Source organism: Sediminicoccus rosea, assembly GCF_033547095.1.
In the GTDB taxonomy this organism is placed as follows: Bacteria; Pseudomonadota; Alphaproteobacteria; order Acetobacterales; family Acetobacteraceae; genus Roseococcus; species Roseococcus rosea.
Window position 1 is genome coordinate 25954 of the sequence record NZ_CP137852.1, and the last position, 15918, is coordinate 41871.

Genomic DNA, 15918 nt, shown 5'->3' on the forward strand with positions numbered 1-15918 from the left:
CGGCTTCGCGCCGCCGCGGTCGCGCAGGGGGTGCGGGCAGCCTGGGCGCGGCGGCCGCCCTCACTGCGCCAGGAAGGCGCGCTCGTCTTCCGTCACCGGCTGCGCCATGGCGCGTTCCAGCACTTCCCAGATGATCACGCGCGGCGGGGCCTCTCGGAAAGTCGCACCCGAGAAATAGGCTCGCGCCGCACCGGCGAAGCCGCCGCCGGCCTGGGCCAGGTTGGTCACCGCCGCACCCAGCGCCTCCTGCAGGAAGCCATGGAAATTCGCGTTCAGCGAGTAGGAGGAGCCGATCAGCGCCACCTGCGGCTGGCCCTCGTCATCCAGCAGCCCGCCGCCACCGCCCGCCGCGGGCGCAGGGGCCGTGGTGGTGGCCAGATGCTGGCGGTCCGGCGCGGGGCGCCAGCCATCGGGCATGATGTCGAGGCCCATCAGGCGCAGCAGGTCGCCCGGGCCGTTCGTCTCCTCGGCCGCGAAGCGGGTGGTGAAGCCGCCGGGACGATCCAGGTTCAGCCCGCGCGCCGCGGCCGCGATCTGCCGCGCGGCCAGCGCCGCGCCATCCTGGTTCCAATGCGTATCGGTGCGCCAATAGGCCGGCTTCTCGCGAGCGAGCGCCCGCAGCGGCTCCAGCAGCGGGATGGGCGTGATGCCCCGCGCCGCGAAGGTGGAGACGAGCTCCGCGTAACGCTGCTCGGCCTGGGCCGAGAGCGGCGCGCCGCAGAGTTCCTCGCGATGCACCCGCGCCTTGTCGGGCACGATGGTGACGAGAAGGGTGATGTTCTGCGCCGCCAGCCGATCGCGGATACGGGCCAGGCCCTCCACGCGCTCGCGCATGGCGGGGCCGGGGTCGGGCCAGGGGCGCAGCTCTTCGGTGAGGAAGAGCCAGTCATTGCAGCCGACGCGCACCTGCGGCCCGCCCGAATCGAAGAAGCGCCAGCGGAAGAAGCCGCCGGCCGCGCGCACATAGGGGTCCACCGGCAGGTTGTGCGCCATCACATAGTTCACCGCGGCGGCGAAGCGCCCGGCGAGGAAGGCCTCCAGGTTCAGCGTGGGCGCCAGGCGCCGCTGCGCGGAATCCGAGGCGATGGCGGAGACGCCCTGCCACGCACCCCAGCCCAGGATGGCGATGACCACCGCCGCCTGGAGGGTCGCCATCCGCTTGATCCAGCTCTCGATCATGGCGTGCTCCTCAGAACTGGAAGTAGAGGAAGGGAACGGCGGCGCGGCTGTAGAGCAGGATCATCCCCAGGATGAACCCCGCCGTCGGCGCCCAGAACCAGCACAGGCGCCAGAAGCCGCCCATCGCCTCCACCGGCCGCTGCCAGGGCAGGCGCGTGCCGAACAGGGGCAGGTAGACCAGCACGATGCCGATCAGCACGCACCACCACTGGTCGGGCGTGACCTGCCATGCCAGCGCATCGGAGAGACCCACGCTGGAGGGCCAGAACATGGCGCCGTACATGGCGAAGGCGCTGGTCACGTCATGCGCGCGGAAGGCGACCCAGCCGAGGATGACGGCCAGCATCAGCAGCGCATTGCCCAGGATGAAGGGCATCGGCCCATTCCCCGCCGCCCGCCAGTAGCGGTGCAGCGCGAGCAGCCCGCCATGCCAGAAGCCCCAGATGATGAAGGTCCAGTTGGCGCCATGCCAGAAGCCGCCGATCACCATGGTGAGCAGCAGGTTCACATAGGTGCGCACCGGGCCTTTCCGGTTGCCGCCCAGCGAGATGTAGAGGTAGTCGCGCAGGAAGCGGCTCAGCGTCATGTGCCAGCGCTGCCAGAATTCCTGGATATTGCCCGCGAGATAGGGGTTGTTGAAGTTCTCCGGGAATCGGAAGGCGCACATCTGCGCGAGGCCGATCGCCATGGCCGAATAGCCGGCGAAGTCGAAGAACAACTGCAGCGTGTAGCCGACCGCCCCCGCCCAGGCATCAGCCATGGAGGGGTTGGGCAGCGCATAGACCACGTCCACCATCGGCGCGATCGTGTCGGCGATCAGCACCTTCATGCAGAAGCCGATCATGAAGCGCCGGGCGCCCAGGCCGAACTTCTCCCAAGTGTGGACGCGGTACTTCAGGTCATGCTCGATCTCGGCGTAGCGCACGATCGGGCCGGCGATGAGCTGGCTGAAGATGGCCTTGTAGGCCGCATAGGCCACGAAATTGCGGCTGACCGGCACGTCCTTGCGCCAGACGTCGATCAGGTAGCTGACTGATTGCAGCACATAGAAGCTGAGGCCGATGGGCAGGATGATCTCATGCCAGGGGGTGGGGGCGAAGCCCATCGCCGTCACCACCTGGTTGAAGCTCTGCACGCCGAAATTCGCGTATTTGAAATAGGCGAGCACGCCGAGATTGCCGATCAGGCCCGCCATCATCCAGCGGAAGCGGGAATCGGAGCCTTCCTCGGCGGCGTTCACGCGCAGCGCGATGAAGAAGGTGTAGAGCGTCACCCCCCCGAGCAGCGCGAGGAAATCCACCCGCCACCAGGCATAGAAGGCCCAGGAGAGCAGCAGGATCGTCCAGTTCCTGAACCGGGCCGGCGTGAGGAAGTAGAGGACAAAGAACAGCGGCAGGAAGAGGAAGAGGAACTCGAAGGAAGCGAAGATCATGCGCTCACGCCTTTCGGGATGCGCGGATTCCGGGCCTGGGCCGGCCGGGCGAGGCGGCAGGACGGCGCACGGCCCATATCACTTCCCCCGATCTGTCCAAAAATGGTGATTCCGCTTACCATTGCGCGAATTGGTTGCGCAATGGTCAACCCGGGCACAGCTTGCGGTCGTGGTGCAACAGGCCGGATTTCCGGCGGGCCCGGCCTGCGCTATAGGCTGGAGTTGGCTCTTCCTCTCAAGGCGCGCGCGTGCAGGACCAGATCAACGATCCCGATGCCCTGACCTACATCGCCCGGCGCGGCGTGGCGCCGCAATGGCGTCTCTTTCTGCGCGCGATGATGGAAACACTGGAAACTCATCTCGACCACGGAGCGCGCGAGGGGCTGCTGCGGATGGTCGGCGCCCGCATGGCGGCGCTGATGCCGCTGCCGGCCTGCGCGACCCTGGCCGAGCTCGAGGCCCGGATGAACGACACGCTGGCCGCGGCCGATTGGGGCTATGTCCGCCTCAGCTTCGACGCGAACAGCAACAGCGTGATGCTGCGCCATGTGGCGGCGCCTCTGGTCGGCACGCATGCGGACCTGACCGGCGCCTGGCTCGGCTCGGTGCTCGAAGGCCTCTATGGCACCTGGTTCAGCCATCAGCCCGGCGCGGAGCCGGGCATCCAGGTCCGCCGCTGGGGCGGGGATGGCGGGGCCATGTTGCTGCGCTACGCACGGGGATAGCCCCCGGCGTCAGCCCGGGTTCCGCAGGTTCTCCCGCAGCGTCCTGCCCGCATAGTCGCGGCGGAAGATTCCGCGCCGCTGCAATTCCGGCACGACCATCCGGCCGAATTCCTCGAAGGTGGCGGGGAAAATGGTGGGCGGCAGGATGAAGCCGTCGCAGGCGCCGGAGGTGAACCAGTCCTCCATGATGTCGGCGATCATGGAAGGCGTGCCGGCCACCAGGGCGCGCGGCTGGCGCACCGCCTCGGCGAAGGTGATGCCCTTCGCCTTGGCCACCTGCAGCATCCGGTCCCGGTGGCCCTGCACGCCCTGGTTGGTGTCAGCCGCCGCCATCGCCTCGGGCGTGTCCACCTTGCTGAGATCCGCCACGACGGACCAGGAGCTGGAGGCGATGACCAGCTCCGGATCCACCAGCGATTCCAGATGCGCCGCCTTTTCGCGGGCGATGCTCTCCGTCTCGCCCACCACCACGGTCATCGAGGGCAGCACGGCGCATTCATCAGGATTGCGGCCGATCGCCTCCATCCGCGCGCGGATGTCCGTGCGGTAGGCGAGCGAATCGGCCTTGGTGGCGGGGGTGGCGAAGATCATCTCGGCCCAGCGGGCGGCGAAGGCGCGGCCGCGCGGCGAGGCGCCGGCCTGCATGATGCCCGGCCGCACCTGCGGGCTGCGCGGAATGGAGAGCGGGCCCCGCGTGCTGATGTATTTCCCCTGGTAGTTGGCGTAGCGCACCTTGGACGGGTCGGCGAAGACGCCGCGCTCGCGGTCCAGCACGAGCGCGTCTTCCTCCCAGCCATTCCACAGCGCGTCGCAGGCCTCCATCACCTCATCGGCCATGTCGTAGCGCTCCTCCTTCGGAGGCAGGCCCGGCATGCCACAGTTCTGCGCCTCGAAATCGCGCCCGGTGGTGACGACATTCCACGCAGCGCGCCCGTTGCTGATGAGATCGAGCGAGCCGAGATAGCGCGCGATGACATAGGGCGCGATGAAGCTGGTGGAGAGCGTGACGCCGATGCCCAGATGCTCCGTCGCCCGCGCCATCAGCGGTGCGATCACCATGGGGTCGAGCAGGCTGAGCTGCCCGCCGCGGCCGAGATAATCGTCGTAGCTGCCCTTGTAGAGATCGGGGATGCCGAGGCCGTCCGCGAAGAAGCAGGCGTCGAAGCGCGCGGCCTCCAGCACGCGGGCGCAATGCTCCCAGCGGCGCGGATCGAAGAGGTCATCCAGCGTCGCCGAGGGATGGCGCCAGGTGCTGGGATAGCTCGCATTGGGGCCGGACTTCAGATAGGCCACCAGATGCATCTTGCGCGTCGTCACGCGACTCCCCTCGCGCGTCGTCACGCGACTCCCCTCGCGCGTCGTCACGCGACGCACTCCTCGGAAATCGCGCGCAGATCCACCTCGAAGGCCAGGCCGGTGACGGGTGGATGCGCCGGTACCAGCGTCAGGCCGCCCCAGGCCAGCGGCAGGCGCCCGGTGACGATCTCCAGCACCGGCTCCAGCGGATGGATGGTGTAGGCCTGCGCGCCCGTCACGCGATGTTCCTCCACGCCGAGTTCGGCCATGCGGGCACGCAGCTCCGCCATCACATACTCGGCCTTCACGCGCAGGCCGGCGGGCGAGACATCGGCGCCGCCCACGATGCCTTCCTCGAAGCTCGCGGCGGCGCTGGTCTCAGGCTTGCCGGAGATGAAGAAATCCGTGCCGCCCGCGCCCTCGGCCTGGCCCGCCCTTGGCACGGTGAAGGTGACGGCGAACAGCGCCACCTCGGCCGGTGGCGCCAGGATGGGCGCGAGGTTGCTGCGCCCGATCGGATAGGGCGGGTGCGCCGCGAAGCCATTGGCCCGCAGCGCGGCCAGATAGGTCTCGTTGAAGGCCAGGAATTCCGCGATGGGCAGCGGCAGGGGCGAACGCAGCTCGCAAGCGGCCAGCGCCTCGGGCGGGCGGCCCAGCGCGTCGAGGATGGCGCGCGCGGCGGCGAGGCCCCGGGCGAGCGGCAGGGGTTCGCGGAAGCGCACGCGCCGCAGGGCGAATCCCGGCTCGGCCGCGACGCCGCCGGAGAATTGCCGGCCAGGCACGAAGCGGTAGCCGCCAGGGGCGAAGGGGACGGATCGGGGTTGCATTCCGGAAGTCTGGCCCATCGGCCCCGCGATGCAAGCCTGGATTACGGCGCGAGAAGCTCGCGCGTCTGCGCCACCGCCTCGGCGAGCGTGACGCGGCGCGGCGTCACACCCTCCGGCAGGCCGGCCAGCACGCGCGAGGGGCAGGCGCGGTCCAGCAGGACAAACACGCCCTTGTCATCCGCGCGCCGCACCAGGCGGCCGAAGGCCTGGCGCAGCTTGTGCCGCGCATGCGTGTCGTCATGGCCCTGCGGCGCACCCTCGCTCAGGTGCAGGCGGCGCTCGCGGTGCAGGATGGTGCGGCGCGGCCAGGGCACGCGGTCGAAGACCAGCAGGCGCAGCGCGCGGCCCGGCACATCCACGCCGTCGCGCATCGCATCCGTGCCGAGCAGGCAGGAGTTCTCCTCCGCGCGGAAGATGTCCACCAGCGTGGCATTGTCCATCGCGTCCACATGCTGGGAATAGAGCGGGATGCCGCGCGCCTCCAGCGCGGGCGCGATGCGGTGCGCCACTTCGCGCAGGCGCCGGATGGCGGTGAAGAGGCCGAGCGCGCCACCGCCCGAGGCGAGGAACAATTGCTGCATGGCGCTCGCCACCGGGCCCGATTGCCGCGCATCCACGTCGGTCACGATGAAGGTGCGCGTATTGGCTGCATAGTCGAAGGGCGATGGCAGCGCGGCGCGGATGGCGGGCAGCGGCAGATGCACGGCACCGGTGCGCGCCTCGGCCTCGCGCCAGGCGGCCTCGGGGTCGTCGCGCTTCGCGGCGTCGGTCAGGGTGGCGGAGGTGATGAGAAGCCCATGCGCCGGTGCGGCCACCACCTGGGCGAAGGGGATGGTCGGGTCCAGCCAGTGGCGGTGCAGGCCGGCATCCACGTCCCGCCCCTCGCGCCGGTCGAGCTGGAGCCAGTCCACCATCACGGGGCGCGTGCCCGGCTCGGGCTGGGGGGCGGCGAGCTGCCCCAGCATGGCGCGCCAAGCGCCGAGCGGCATGAGGGCGCGCCGCTCGATGCCGCGCATGGCCGTCTCCAGCCGGATGCGCTCGCCGACTTCCGGCTCCTCCTCGCCCTCGGGGGTTTCGAGCTTGGCGGCCAGCGCGTCGCGCAGGCGGGTCAGCGGCTGTTCCAGCGCCTGCAGGGCGGCGGCCAGGGCGGCGCCGGATTCCAGCACCGCCTCGCTCACCGGATGCAGGTCCACCTCGAGCGTGTAGATGCCGTCATCCTCCACGGCGCGGGCCAGGATCTGCTGGCGGGCGGCGTGCAGGAAGGTCTCGGTCGGATTGCCATCGGCGGGCAGCGCGCCATCGCCCATGCGGGCATACCAGCCGCCGCCGGGCAGGCAGCGCGCGGCGTGCAGCGCCTCCTCCATCGGGGCCAGCAGTTGCGGGATGTCGCCCGCCAATTCCTGGATGCGGGCGCGCAGGCCCTTGGCGCGGGAACGGCCACCCTCGGCACCGAGCAGCCAGCGGCGCAGCTCCGCCGCCTCGACGCCCGTCAGCGCGGAGGAGAAGGCGCTGTCCGCCGCGTCGAAGAGGTGATGCCCTTCATCGAAGACATAGCGCGTGGGCCTGCCATCCTCGCCCCCGCCGAGTGCCGCCTGCACCATGACCAGCGCATGGTTGGCGACGACGAGCCGCGCGGTGCGGGCGCGGCGGATCGAGTGTTCGACGAAGCATTTCTTGTAGTGCGCGCAGGCCGAGCGGATGCACTCCCCGCGCCGGTCGGCGAGGCCCATGAGCGCGCCGGGCTGGAACAGCTCGCCGATCCAGCCGGGGAAATCGCCGCCTTGGATGTCGCCATCACGCGTGGCCCCCGCCCAGCGCGCAACGAGCGCCAGCGGCAGCGCCATCTGGCGCATGGCGGACTGGCCCAGCGCCTCCTCCAGGTTGAGCAGGCAGAGGTAGTTCTCGCGCCCCTTGCGGACGGTGACGCGCGCCCGCCGCTCCTCCGGATCGGGGAAGAGCTGCATCAGCTCCTGGTCGATCTGGCGCTGCAGATTGCGGGTGTAGGTGCTGATCCAGACGGGCGCGCCGTTGCGCTCGGCCCAGAGGCTGGAGGGCGCGATGTAGCCCAGCGTCTTGCCGGTGCCCGTGCCCGCCTCGGCCAGGATCATGTGGGGCGCGCCCTCGGCCTCCCTCGGGGCAAAGGCGCCGGCGGCGGCGGAGGCGAAATCGGCCTGCTGCGGGCGTTGCTCGGCCCCCGCGCCCAGCATCTCGGCCAGGCGGCGGCGCGAATCGGCGCCGCTGACGGCATGGCTCGCGGGCGGCGGCGGGGCGGCCGTCTCCTCCCATTCCGGCAGGCGCCGCCAGGTCTTGAAGGCGTTGCGGTCGGGCTTGGCGTCGGGCTGACCCAGCGCGGCCAGCACGCTCGGCACCCAGGGCCATTGCGCGGCGCCGGCGAGTTGCGCCGCCATGCCCGCGGCCTCCTTCCCCGAGGGGGCGCGCGCTTCGTCGGCCAGCGCGCGCAACAGGCGCGAGGCGATTTCGGGCAGCAGCGCGGCTGCGGCCTCGTCATCCTCCGGCGGCGGCAGGTCCAGCACCAGGGCGAGGCCGCGCGGCGTCGGCGGGGCGCTGCGGGCGGGGAGCGCGAAGGCGAAGAGCTCCAGCAGGTCGAAGGCGTCGAGGAAGCGGGGAAGGTCCAGCCGCTTCGCCGTGGAAGGCGCATGGACCAGCAGGGGCGGCGGATATTCGGCCAGCGCCTCGGCGATGCGCCCGCCGGTTAGCGTCAGCACCTCGCCATCCGGCGTGAGCAGCGTGGCGCGGCCGTGCGCGGCGACAAGGGCCGGCGCGTCGGGCAGCAGGAGGCGGGGGGAGACGGCGGCCATGGGCGCCTGCTTATGCGCCAGGGGGCGCGGCGCGCCAACCTCGGCGGCGGCGCGCTTCCGGTCCGGGTGGCGGGCGTGCTATTTGGACAATGCGTCTCCGTAGCTCAGCAGGATAGAGCACCAGATTCCTAATCTGGGGGCCGTGGGTTCGAATCCCGCCGGGGACACCAGAACACTCATCCATTTCATGCGGCTTTCGGCCCTTCCACCGCAAGGCATGCGTGGGCTTCCATGCGGGGCAGGCGATCCGGTTCGGTATCGATCGTCTTGCAGCCGCCCGGCCCGTCCACCAAGGCGCGTGTCCGACCAACAACCTCAGGTCTCGCGTCTGCTGACCTCGCCGAGCGGCGGCAGGCTCGCCACGCGTCGCGCATCAGGCGGATGTCGGTCGCTGCCGCCGGCGCCGATTTGAAGCGCTGAAAGCGCTAATGCGGCGACCTTGGCAGGGGGTTGGTCGAACAGGCATTCGGGCTGCGCCATGCCACGCGGGCAGCGGGCCATCCAGAGTTCGTCGATCCACCAGCAGCCCCCGCAGCGCACCGGATCCACATTGATGTTGCGGGCGTAGCCGAAGTAGTCGGACGGCGTCGGCCCGAACAGCACCAGGCTGCGGCGACCGTAGCAGGCCGCGAGGTGGACAAGCCCGCCCTCGTTGTCGAGGTGCAGCGACGTCGCCCGCAGCAGTCCTGCGACCTCGCGCAAGGTGGTCTGGTCGATCAGGTTCAAGTCGACGCCCGGTATGGGATCGCTCGTCGTCGTGCCGATCTGCACGACGACCAGGTCGGGCCGGGCAGCCTTCAGCGCGGCCACGACATCGGCAAAGTGCGGATAGCACTTGGTGGCACGCGGGGCTGTGATGACGAAATTGGTGTCGAAGCCGTTGTGCACGGTCACGAAGGGCCGGCCTTCAAGCCCGAGGCGCGCCAGCACCGTCTCGTCCGCCGCGATCGGCAGGTGATCCCCCCCATACTCCAGCCCGGCGAGTGAATGCAGGAAGTCGTTGCGGTTGCGGTTCGCATACACCGCCTTGCGCGCCAGCCCGTTGTCCAGCAGCGGGTGATGCAGGATGTAGGGTTCCAGGCCGCCACGGCGTCGCGAACGGCTGATGTGGCTCACGACTTCCATCATGCGCGGCGCCAGACGAAGGCGCGCCCAGCGCACAGCGTCATAGACGATGACGAGCGTCTGGTTGAGGCGCAGCCGTATGTCGTAAGCACGACCCGCGAGGCCCTCGAGCGTGTCGGGGTATGCGCGATCGAACCCGGGCACTGCGGAAAACACCCATTGCGCCAAGCCGGGCGAGGGCGCGAAGACGTCGAAGGAGAATGGCTCGACCTTGGCGGCGAGGTCACGCATGCACCGCGCGATGACAATGAGGTCTCCAAGCCCGCCCGACACGGTGATGACGACCGCAAGCCGCCCTTCGTTGCGGATGGCCTCAAGGCGCCGCGTCTCCTTGGCCAGGCGCCAGGGCATCAGATACCGCCCTAAGCCCCAGACATGCGTCGCGAAGAACGATACCTTCGCGGCAAGCGATTTGTAGAGATAAAGGGAGGCTGCGCACCTCGACCCAGTTTCATAATATACGTCTGCGGTCCGCCGCGCGACGCGCTGTATTCTTGGAATCATCAGCGGCATATCTGTTGTATTTGACAGCGCATGTATTAATCGCCTGGCGGCCCGTTAGTAAGAACTAAACATGATCTTCTCTATTCATTCAACTTCAATATTCGGACCATTGATCACGCCGGCCAGTCAGAATTTTCGTACAGAAAAATGTGAGAATTTACGTGAATCGGACACTTCCTCGTTATTTCACGATTTCGAGATCGCGTGCAAGGGGCACGCCCGGGCCAGGCGCAAGCAGGTCACTCGGGCCCGGCGACAGGATGGATCGCGTGCAGCGCAAAGCGGTCGTCACGCCCCCCGCAACACGGCGATGAAGGCGCGGGCCGCCGGGCCCGGCGGCCGTTCGCGGTGGTGGATGGCGGCCAGCATCGCGGCCGGACGGTCGCGGAACGGGATGGCCCCCTGCAGCAGCACCATCCGGCCCGCGGCCAGATCCTCGGCCACCATGGCCCGCGGCATGCTGCCCCAGCCAAGCCCTGCGCGCAGCAGCGCCAGCTTCGTCGTCACATCCGGCACATACCAGCGGTTGATGCCGACGACGCCGTGGTCCCGCCCACGCCGCGCCGCGCGCTCCACACTCACCGCCACCTGGAGGTGTTCGCCCAGCACCTCCGGCGCCAGCGGCCCCTCCAGCGCGGCCAGCGGATGGTCGCGCGCGGCGACGAAGACCATGTCGAGATCGGTCAGCAGGCTGCGCTCCGCCCAGTCGGGCAGGCCGGGCAGGTCCAGCGCGAGGGCCAGGTCCGCCTCGCCCTCCAGCAGGCTGGCGACGGCCTGCTCGTCGGGCTGGATCAGCAGCCGCAACTGCACGCCGGGATAGCCGCCATGCAGCCGCGCCAGCGCGGGCGTCACCACGTCCAGCGGCGTCAGGCTCGACAGCGCCACGGTCAGCTCCGCTTCCACCCCCTGGGCGATCCCGGCGGCCTGGCGGCGATAGGCCGCGACATCCTCCACCACCCGCCGCGCGCGCGGCAGCAGCGCCCGCCCCGCCTCGCTCAGCACCGGGCGATAGGCGGTGCGGTCGAAGAGGGGCAGGCCAGTCTGCTCCTCCAGCTTCTGCACGGCATAGGTCACGGCGGATTGCGCGCGCCCCAGGCGACGGGCCGCGCCGGCGAAGCTCCCAGTCTCGGCGATGGCTACGAAGACGGTGAACTGGTCGAGGGTGAGGGCATCCATATCTTCAAATCATTTGAAGTTATGATCCGAAATTGTTCCGGTTTTTGAAGTTTCAAGATGCCCCATTTGCCCCGCAAGCGCGCCGACCAGGGGCGCGAACCGCATGATCCAGGAGCATCCCATGACCGAGACCCTCTTCGTCACCGGCGCCTCCGGCCAGCTCGGCCGCGCCGTCATCCATCACCTGCTGGCCAGCGAGGGCGTGGCCCCCGGCCGCATCCTCGCCGGCACGCGCGACCCGTCGAAGCTCGCCGACCTCGCCGCGCGCGGAATCCGCGTGGTGGCGCTCGATTTCGAGCAGCCCGCGGGCATGGCCCAGGCCTTCGCTGGCGTCGGCCGCCTGCTGCTCATCTCCACCGACGCGCTGGACCGGCCCGGCCGGCGCCTCGCGCAGCACCATGCCGCGGTGGCGGCGGCGCGGGCGGCCGGGGTGGGCCATGTCCTCTACACCTCCATGCCCAATCCGGAGGATTCGCTGGTGCCCTTCGCGCCGGATCACCTCGGCACCGAGGTGGCGCTGCGCGAGAGCGGCCTCGGCTGGAGCATCCTGCGCAACGCCTGGTACCAGGAGAACCTGCTGATGGAGCTGGGTGCCGCGCTCGAGCGCGGGCAATGGACCACGGCGGCGGGCGAGGGCCGCTACGCCCCCATCTCGCGCGAGGATTGCGCCCGCGCGGCCGCGGCGGCCCTGGCGGGCAAGGCCGAGGCCGGGCGCATCTACAACCTCAGCGGCCCCGAATTGCTGGCGATGGACGACATCGCGGCCCACGCGAGCGAAGTCTTCGGCCGTCCCGTGGTCGCGGTGAAGCTGGACGAGGCCAAGCGGGCCGGCATCCTCGTCCAGGCCGGCCTGCCACCCTTCATCGCGCCGGTGCTGGTGGCGAGCGAGGCGAATATCCGCGCCGGCAAGTTCGCGCTGCTCAGCGATGATGTGCGCGCGCTGACCGGCCGCGCGCCGGCGCCGCTGGCGGCGACCTTCGCCGCCATCCGGGATGCCGGCCGGGCGGCGGCCTGACCGCGCGGCGCGGCCCGGCTCCGTCCGGGCCGCGTGGCGTCACGCGCCCTCGGCGGCCGCCATGGGGAGGGTGATGGTGAACACCGCCCCCGCCACCGCATTGCCCGCCGTGATCGTTCCCCCCATCGCGGTCACCAGCCCGTGGGAAATCGACAGGCCGAGGCCTGTGCCGTTGTCGGGCCCCTTCGTCGTCACGAAGGGCTCGAACACATGCGCCGCGATCTCGGGCGGAATGCCCCCGCCAGTGTCGGCGACCCGCAGCCGCACGGTGCCCTCGGCCGCCTCGGTGGCAAGGGTGACCCGGCGCGGTGCCCCCTCGGGCGCATGGGCCAGGGCGTCCCGCGCGTTGATCAGCAGATTCGTCAGCACCTGCTCCAGCGCGACGGGATGGCCGAGCACGAACCGCGCATCCGGCGCGATGTCCGTCACCACCTCGATGTCCGCATCGCGCATCAAGCCGCCGATCAGGACCATCACATTCCCGATGGCGGCCTCGACCGGGATCGCGCGCACCGGCGCGCCCGGCGGCTCGCCCCGGGCAAAGCGCCGGAGATTGCTGATGATGCTGCGCGCCCGGACCACCTGCCCGATCACCGTCTCCAGCCGCGCATCAATCCCGGCGGCCTCGATCCGTTGCGCGTCCAGCTGCGCCATCTCGGTCCCGGTCATGATCGCCTGGAGCGGCTGCGTCAGTTCATGCGCCAGCCCCGTCGCCATCTCGCCCAGCGAGGCGAGGCGCCCCGAGGCCGCCGCCCGGGCCTGGGCCTCGCGTTCATTCGTGATGTTGATGCTGTAGCCGACGAGCGTGATGCCCCCATCGGGCCGCCGCTCCTCCACCCGCATGCTGGTCCGCAGCCACGTCACCCCGCTGCCGTCCGGCCGCCGCATGGACCAGTCGGCGGTGGCGGTGCCGGACCGCCGGGCGTTCTCCATCGCTCGCGTCACCGGACTGCGATCCTCGGCGAGGGTCGCGAGGTTGTCGAAGTCGTTCAGGGCGCCCGGCGGAAAGCCGGTGACCGCCTCGACATTGCCGCCCCGGTAGAGCAGGCGCGTGCGGCCATCGGCGTCGAACTCGCGCACGAAGATCAGGGCGGGCAGGCCGCCATGCAGGCGCTCCACCGTGGCGCGCCCCTCCTTGAGGGAGGCAGCGCGGCGCTCGCCTTCGTCCAGCGCGTCCCATTCACGGGCCACGGTGAGCATCAGGAAGGGCAGGGTCGTTCCATACAGGGCGGTCAGCAGCCCTGGCACACCGATGAACAGCGCCTCCGCGCCCTCAGAGGGACCAAATCCGAAGAGGAGCGAGGACAGGATGATCGCGACCAGGACAATGACGACGAGGCCGACGAGCATGGCCATGTCCAGCGCCGCGCGCAGCCTGTGCCGCCGGTAGATCCTGACGAGGTCGAGGATCGCCCAGGCGAAGATGCCGTAGATCAGGATGGAAAGGGAACCGACCCGCAATTCGCGCGCCGCCATGAAGCCTGGAACAAGGCAGGCCATCAGCCAGAGCAAGGGCGGCAGGAGGACGATCGCGCGGGGCGGTGAATGCCCGGCCAATTGCCTGGCGCCGAGCCAGAGCAACGCCACAGCGAGCAACTGGATCGCGTTGACGAAGCTGAACGCGAATTCGGGCGGCACGTCGGCCCGCACCGCATGACCGAAGGAGGCGAAGGCCTGCACCATCGCTGCGCCGATCCAGGCGGCGGGCACCGCCCTTGCCCCGCGCTGTGCGCTGTATTGGCTGCTCCGCACCAGCAGGACGCTGCCGACAAGTCCGATGAAGCCCGCGGAGAAGAGAATGGAGGGTGCGTCGAGAAGCCCAGCCAAGGATCGGATTCCGCGAAGCAAGGGGTAAGGCGGGCGCGGGCCGCGATGCGCCTGCCCAGCTTCATATCACGCCCGCAATCGACGCTAGCAGGCGGCCACCCGACCCGGCAAGGCGAGGGCGGTGGCCCGGACGAGGGAATCCGGGCCGCGCGCCGCTAGGTCCGGCGCAGGTTCCACAGCATCGGGTTCGGCGCCTGCAGCACGCCCGTCAGGTCGCTGCGGAACGCCGTGCGCAGGCGGAACAGGCCGGTGGGTGCGATCGGCACCGCCTCCCACAGCAGCGCCTGGAGGCGCTGGAAGGCGGCGGCCTGGGCCTCGGCGTCGGCGGCCAGCGTCCAGGCCTCCACCTCGGCCTCCACCGCCGCGTCGGTCGGCCAGCCGGCCCAGGCCTGGGCGCCGTTCATGCGGATCGCCCAGCTCACCGCCGGGTTGGCGATGGTGGCGGCGGGGCCGTTGGTGTTGTGCAGGTTCCAGCCGCCCTGCGCGGGCGGGGCGCGGTTGGCGCGGCGGGCGATGATGCTGGCCCAGTCGCTCTCCACCGCCTGGATGTTCACGCCGAGGCGCCGCATCAGGTCCACCGTCACGCGGCCCTGCTGCGTCACCGCCGGAAAGTCGCTCGGATTGATGTGAATGATCGGCTCGCCGTTGTAGCCGGCCTCGCGCAGCGCATCGCGGGCGCGCTGCATCGCCACCTCGCCGCGCGGTGCCGCGGGGAATTCGGTGGCACCAGGCAGGCCGCAGGGGAACATGGCGTGGCATTGCTGCCAGTCCTGCGGTAGGGCCACGGCCTGCATGTAGTCGGGCTGCACCACCACGTCGCGGATGGCGCGGCGCACGCGCACATCGTTGAAGGGCGGGTGCAGGTGGTTGAAGCGGATGAAGCCGAGGAAGCCGTTGGGGTCGTAGATCTGCGTGCGGGTGCCGCGGTCGCGGTCCAGCACGGGCACAAGGTCCGGCAGCGGGTATTCGATCCAGTCGATCTCGCCGGTGCGGAGTGCGGCGGCCGCCGTCCCGCCATCCGGGATCCAGATGATCTCCAACCGGTCGAAATGCACGCGCTTGCCGCCCGCCGCGGCCTCGGCCGGTTCCTCGCGCGGGAGATAGGCCTCGTTGCGCGCATAGGCCGCGCGGGAGCCGGGGGTGTATTCGGCGGCAAGGAAGCGCCAGGGACCGGAGCCGATCATCGCCTCTGGGCCGAGGGCGCGGTCCGGCGGCGTGCTGGCGAAGCGCTCGGGCATCATGAAGCAGGGTGACGCGCCGGGCTTGGCCAGCGCATCGAGCAGCGCGGGGAAGGGCCGGTTCAGGCGGAACTGGATGGTCGCGTCATCCGGCGCGGAGAGTTCCGCCACCGCGCGCATCAGCACCTGGCCGAAGCCGTCACGCACCGCCCAGCGGCGGATGCTGGCCACGCAGTCACGGCCGCGCACCGGCTCGCCATCATGGAAGCGCAGGCCGGGGCGCAGCGTGATGGTCCAGGTCAGGCCATCGGCCGAGACGCTATGCCCCTGGGCCATCTGCGGATGCGGGCGCAGCGCGCGGTCGGCACCGTAGAGCGTGTCGAAGACGCAATAGGCATGCGTCGTCACGATCGTCGTCGGGTTGAAGATCGGGTCCAGCACCGCGAGCGCGGCCTGCGGCATGAAGCGCAGGGTGCGGGCGCGCGCGGACTGCGCGAGGGCGGGGCCAAAGGGGGAAGTTGAAGCACTGGCGCCAGCAAGGGCCAGGAAAGCGCGGCGGTCCATCCATTTCCTCCATGCGGCGCGCGGACGACGAATGGAGGGATGGCCCCCAGGCGCAGGACGCGCAGAGGGCCGAAAGCACCGCTCCCTTCGCCGGTACGAACCGGATCAGGTTCCAGGGATCGCGGGATGCATCCCGCCTCTCAGCCCGGCGACCGCGCGGGGGTTTCGCGCGGGGGGTCAGGGCTCACCCAGGTGACGCTGTCGTGATGGGCCTCCCCGAGGCGGCTGGCAAGCCCTGGCCGCAGGAAAAC

General features: G+C 70.3%; 11 protein-coding genes and 1 tRNA gene. 3 read left to right on the forward strand and 9 right to left on the reverse strand.

The genetic code is table 11. The features are described 5' to 3' along the window. Positions 1-60: 60 nt before the first annotated feature. Entirely contained in the window at positions 61-1179 is a 1119-nt protein-coding gene (locus tag R9Z33_RS00125) for an alginate O-acetyltransferase AlgX-related protein (RefSeq protein ID WP_318649261.1), read from the reverse strand. Between the two features lie 10 nt (positions 1180-1189). Then, entirely contained in the window at positions 1190-2611 is a 1422-nt protein-coding gene (locus R9Z33_RS00130; protein ID WP_318649262.1) for an MBOAT family O-acyltransferase, read from the reverse strand. A 248-nt stretch (positions 2612-2859) separates the two neighbouring features. On the opposite strand from R9Z33_RS00130, the gene bcsD reads away from it, so the two are divergent. Further along, entirely contained in the window at positions 2860-3336 is a 477-nt protein-coding gene (gene bcsD, locus R9Z33_RS00135; RefSeq protein ID WP_318649263.1) for a cellulose biosynthesis protein BcsD, read from the forward strand. A 9-nt stretch (positions 3337-3345) separates the two neighbouring features. On the opposite strand, the gene R9Z33_RS00140 is transcribed toward bcsD, so the two are convergent. From R9Z33_RS00140 to R9Z33_RS00150, 3 genes are read right to left on the reverse strand one after another with little or no spacing between them, the layout of a single operon-like run. Beyond that, positions 3346-4701, reverse strand: coding sequence for an NtaA/DmoA family FMN-dependent monooxygenase (locus R9Z33_RS00140; RefSeq protein ID WP_318649264.1), 1356 nt, complete (start codon positions 4699-4701; stop codon positions 3346-3348). Further along, the gene (gene cnbZ, locus R9Z33_RS00145) at positions 4698-5459 is read right to left on the reverse strand and encodes a 2-amino-5-chloromuconate deaminase CnbZ (RefSeq protein WP_318649265.1); all 762 of its coding nucleotides are present in this window, start codon (positions 5457-5459) and stop codon (positions 4698-4700) included. Before cnbZ ends, R9Z33_RS00140 begins: the two co-directional genes overlap by 4 nt. Positions 5460-5500: 41 nt before the next feature. Continuing rightward, the gene (locus tag R9Z33_RS00150) at positions 5501-8278 is read right to left on the reverse strand and encodes an ATP-dependent DNA helicase (protein ID WP_318649266.1); all 2778 of its coding nucleotides are present in this window, start codon (positions 8276-8278) and stop codon (positions 5501-5503) included. A gap of 93 nt (positions 8279-8371) precedes the next feature. On the opposite strand from R9Z33_RS00150, the gene R9Z33_RS00155 reads away from it, so the two are divergent. Beyond that, a tRNA-Arg gene (locus R9Z33_RS00155) sits at positions 8372-8448 on the forward strand. Between the two features lie 145 nt (positions 8449-8593). Here R9Z33_RS00155 and R9Z33_RS00160 read toward each other — a convergent pair. Both R9Z33_RS00160 and R9Z33_RS00165 read right to left on the reverse strand, forming a co-directional pair. After that, positions 8594-9916: a glycosyltransferase family 9 protein gene (locus tag R9Z33_RS00160; protein ID WP_318649267.1), complete on the reverse strand. Its 1323-nt coding sequence runs from the start codon at positions 9914-9916 to the stop codon at positions 8594-8596. A 279-nt stretch (positions 9917-10195) separates the two neighbouring features. Continuing rightward, complete coding sequence (locus tag R9Z33_RS00165; protein WP_318649268.1) at positions 10196-11083, reverse strand: LysR family transcriptional regulator; 888 nt, start codon at positions 11081-11083, stop codon at positions 10196-10198. A 121-nt stretch (positions 11084-11204) separates the two neighbouring features. Here R9Z33_RS00165 and R9Z33_RS00170 point away from each other — a divergent pair, with 121 nt between their 5' ends. Next, positions 11205-12098, forward strand: a complete 894-nt coding sequence (locus R9Z33_RS00170) for an NAD(P)H-binding protein (RefSeq protein WP_318649269.1) — start codon at positions 11205-11207, stop codon at positions 12096-12098. Between the two features lie 39 nt (positions 12099-12137). On the opposite strand, the gene R9Z33_RS00175 is transcribed toward R9Z33_RS00170, so the two are convergent. Both R9Z33_RS00175 and R9Z33_RS00180 read right to left on the reverse strand, forming a co-directional pair. After that, the gene (locus R9Z33_RS00175; RefSeq protein ID WP_318649270.1) at positions 12138-13925 is read right to left on the reverse strand and encodes a sensor histidine kinase; all 1788 of its coding nucleotides are present in this window, start codon (positions 13923-13925) and stop codon (positions 12138-12140) included. Positions 13926-14080: 155 nt separating this feature from the next. After that, positions 14081-15667, reverse strand: coding sequence for an ABC transporter substrate-binding protein (locus tag R9Z33_RS00180; protein WP_318649271.1), 1587 nt, complete (start codon positions 15665-15667; stop codon positions 14081-14083). Positions 15668-15918: the final 251 nt, after the last annotated feature.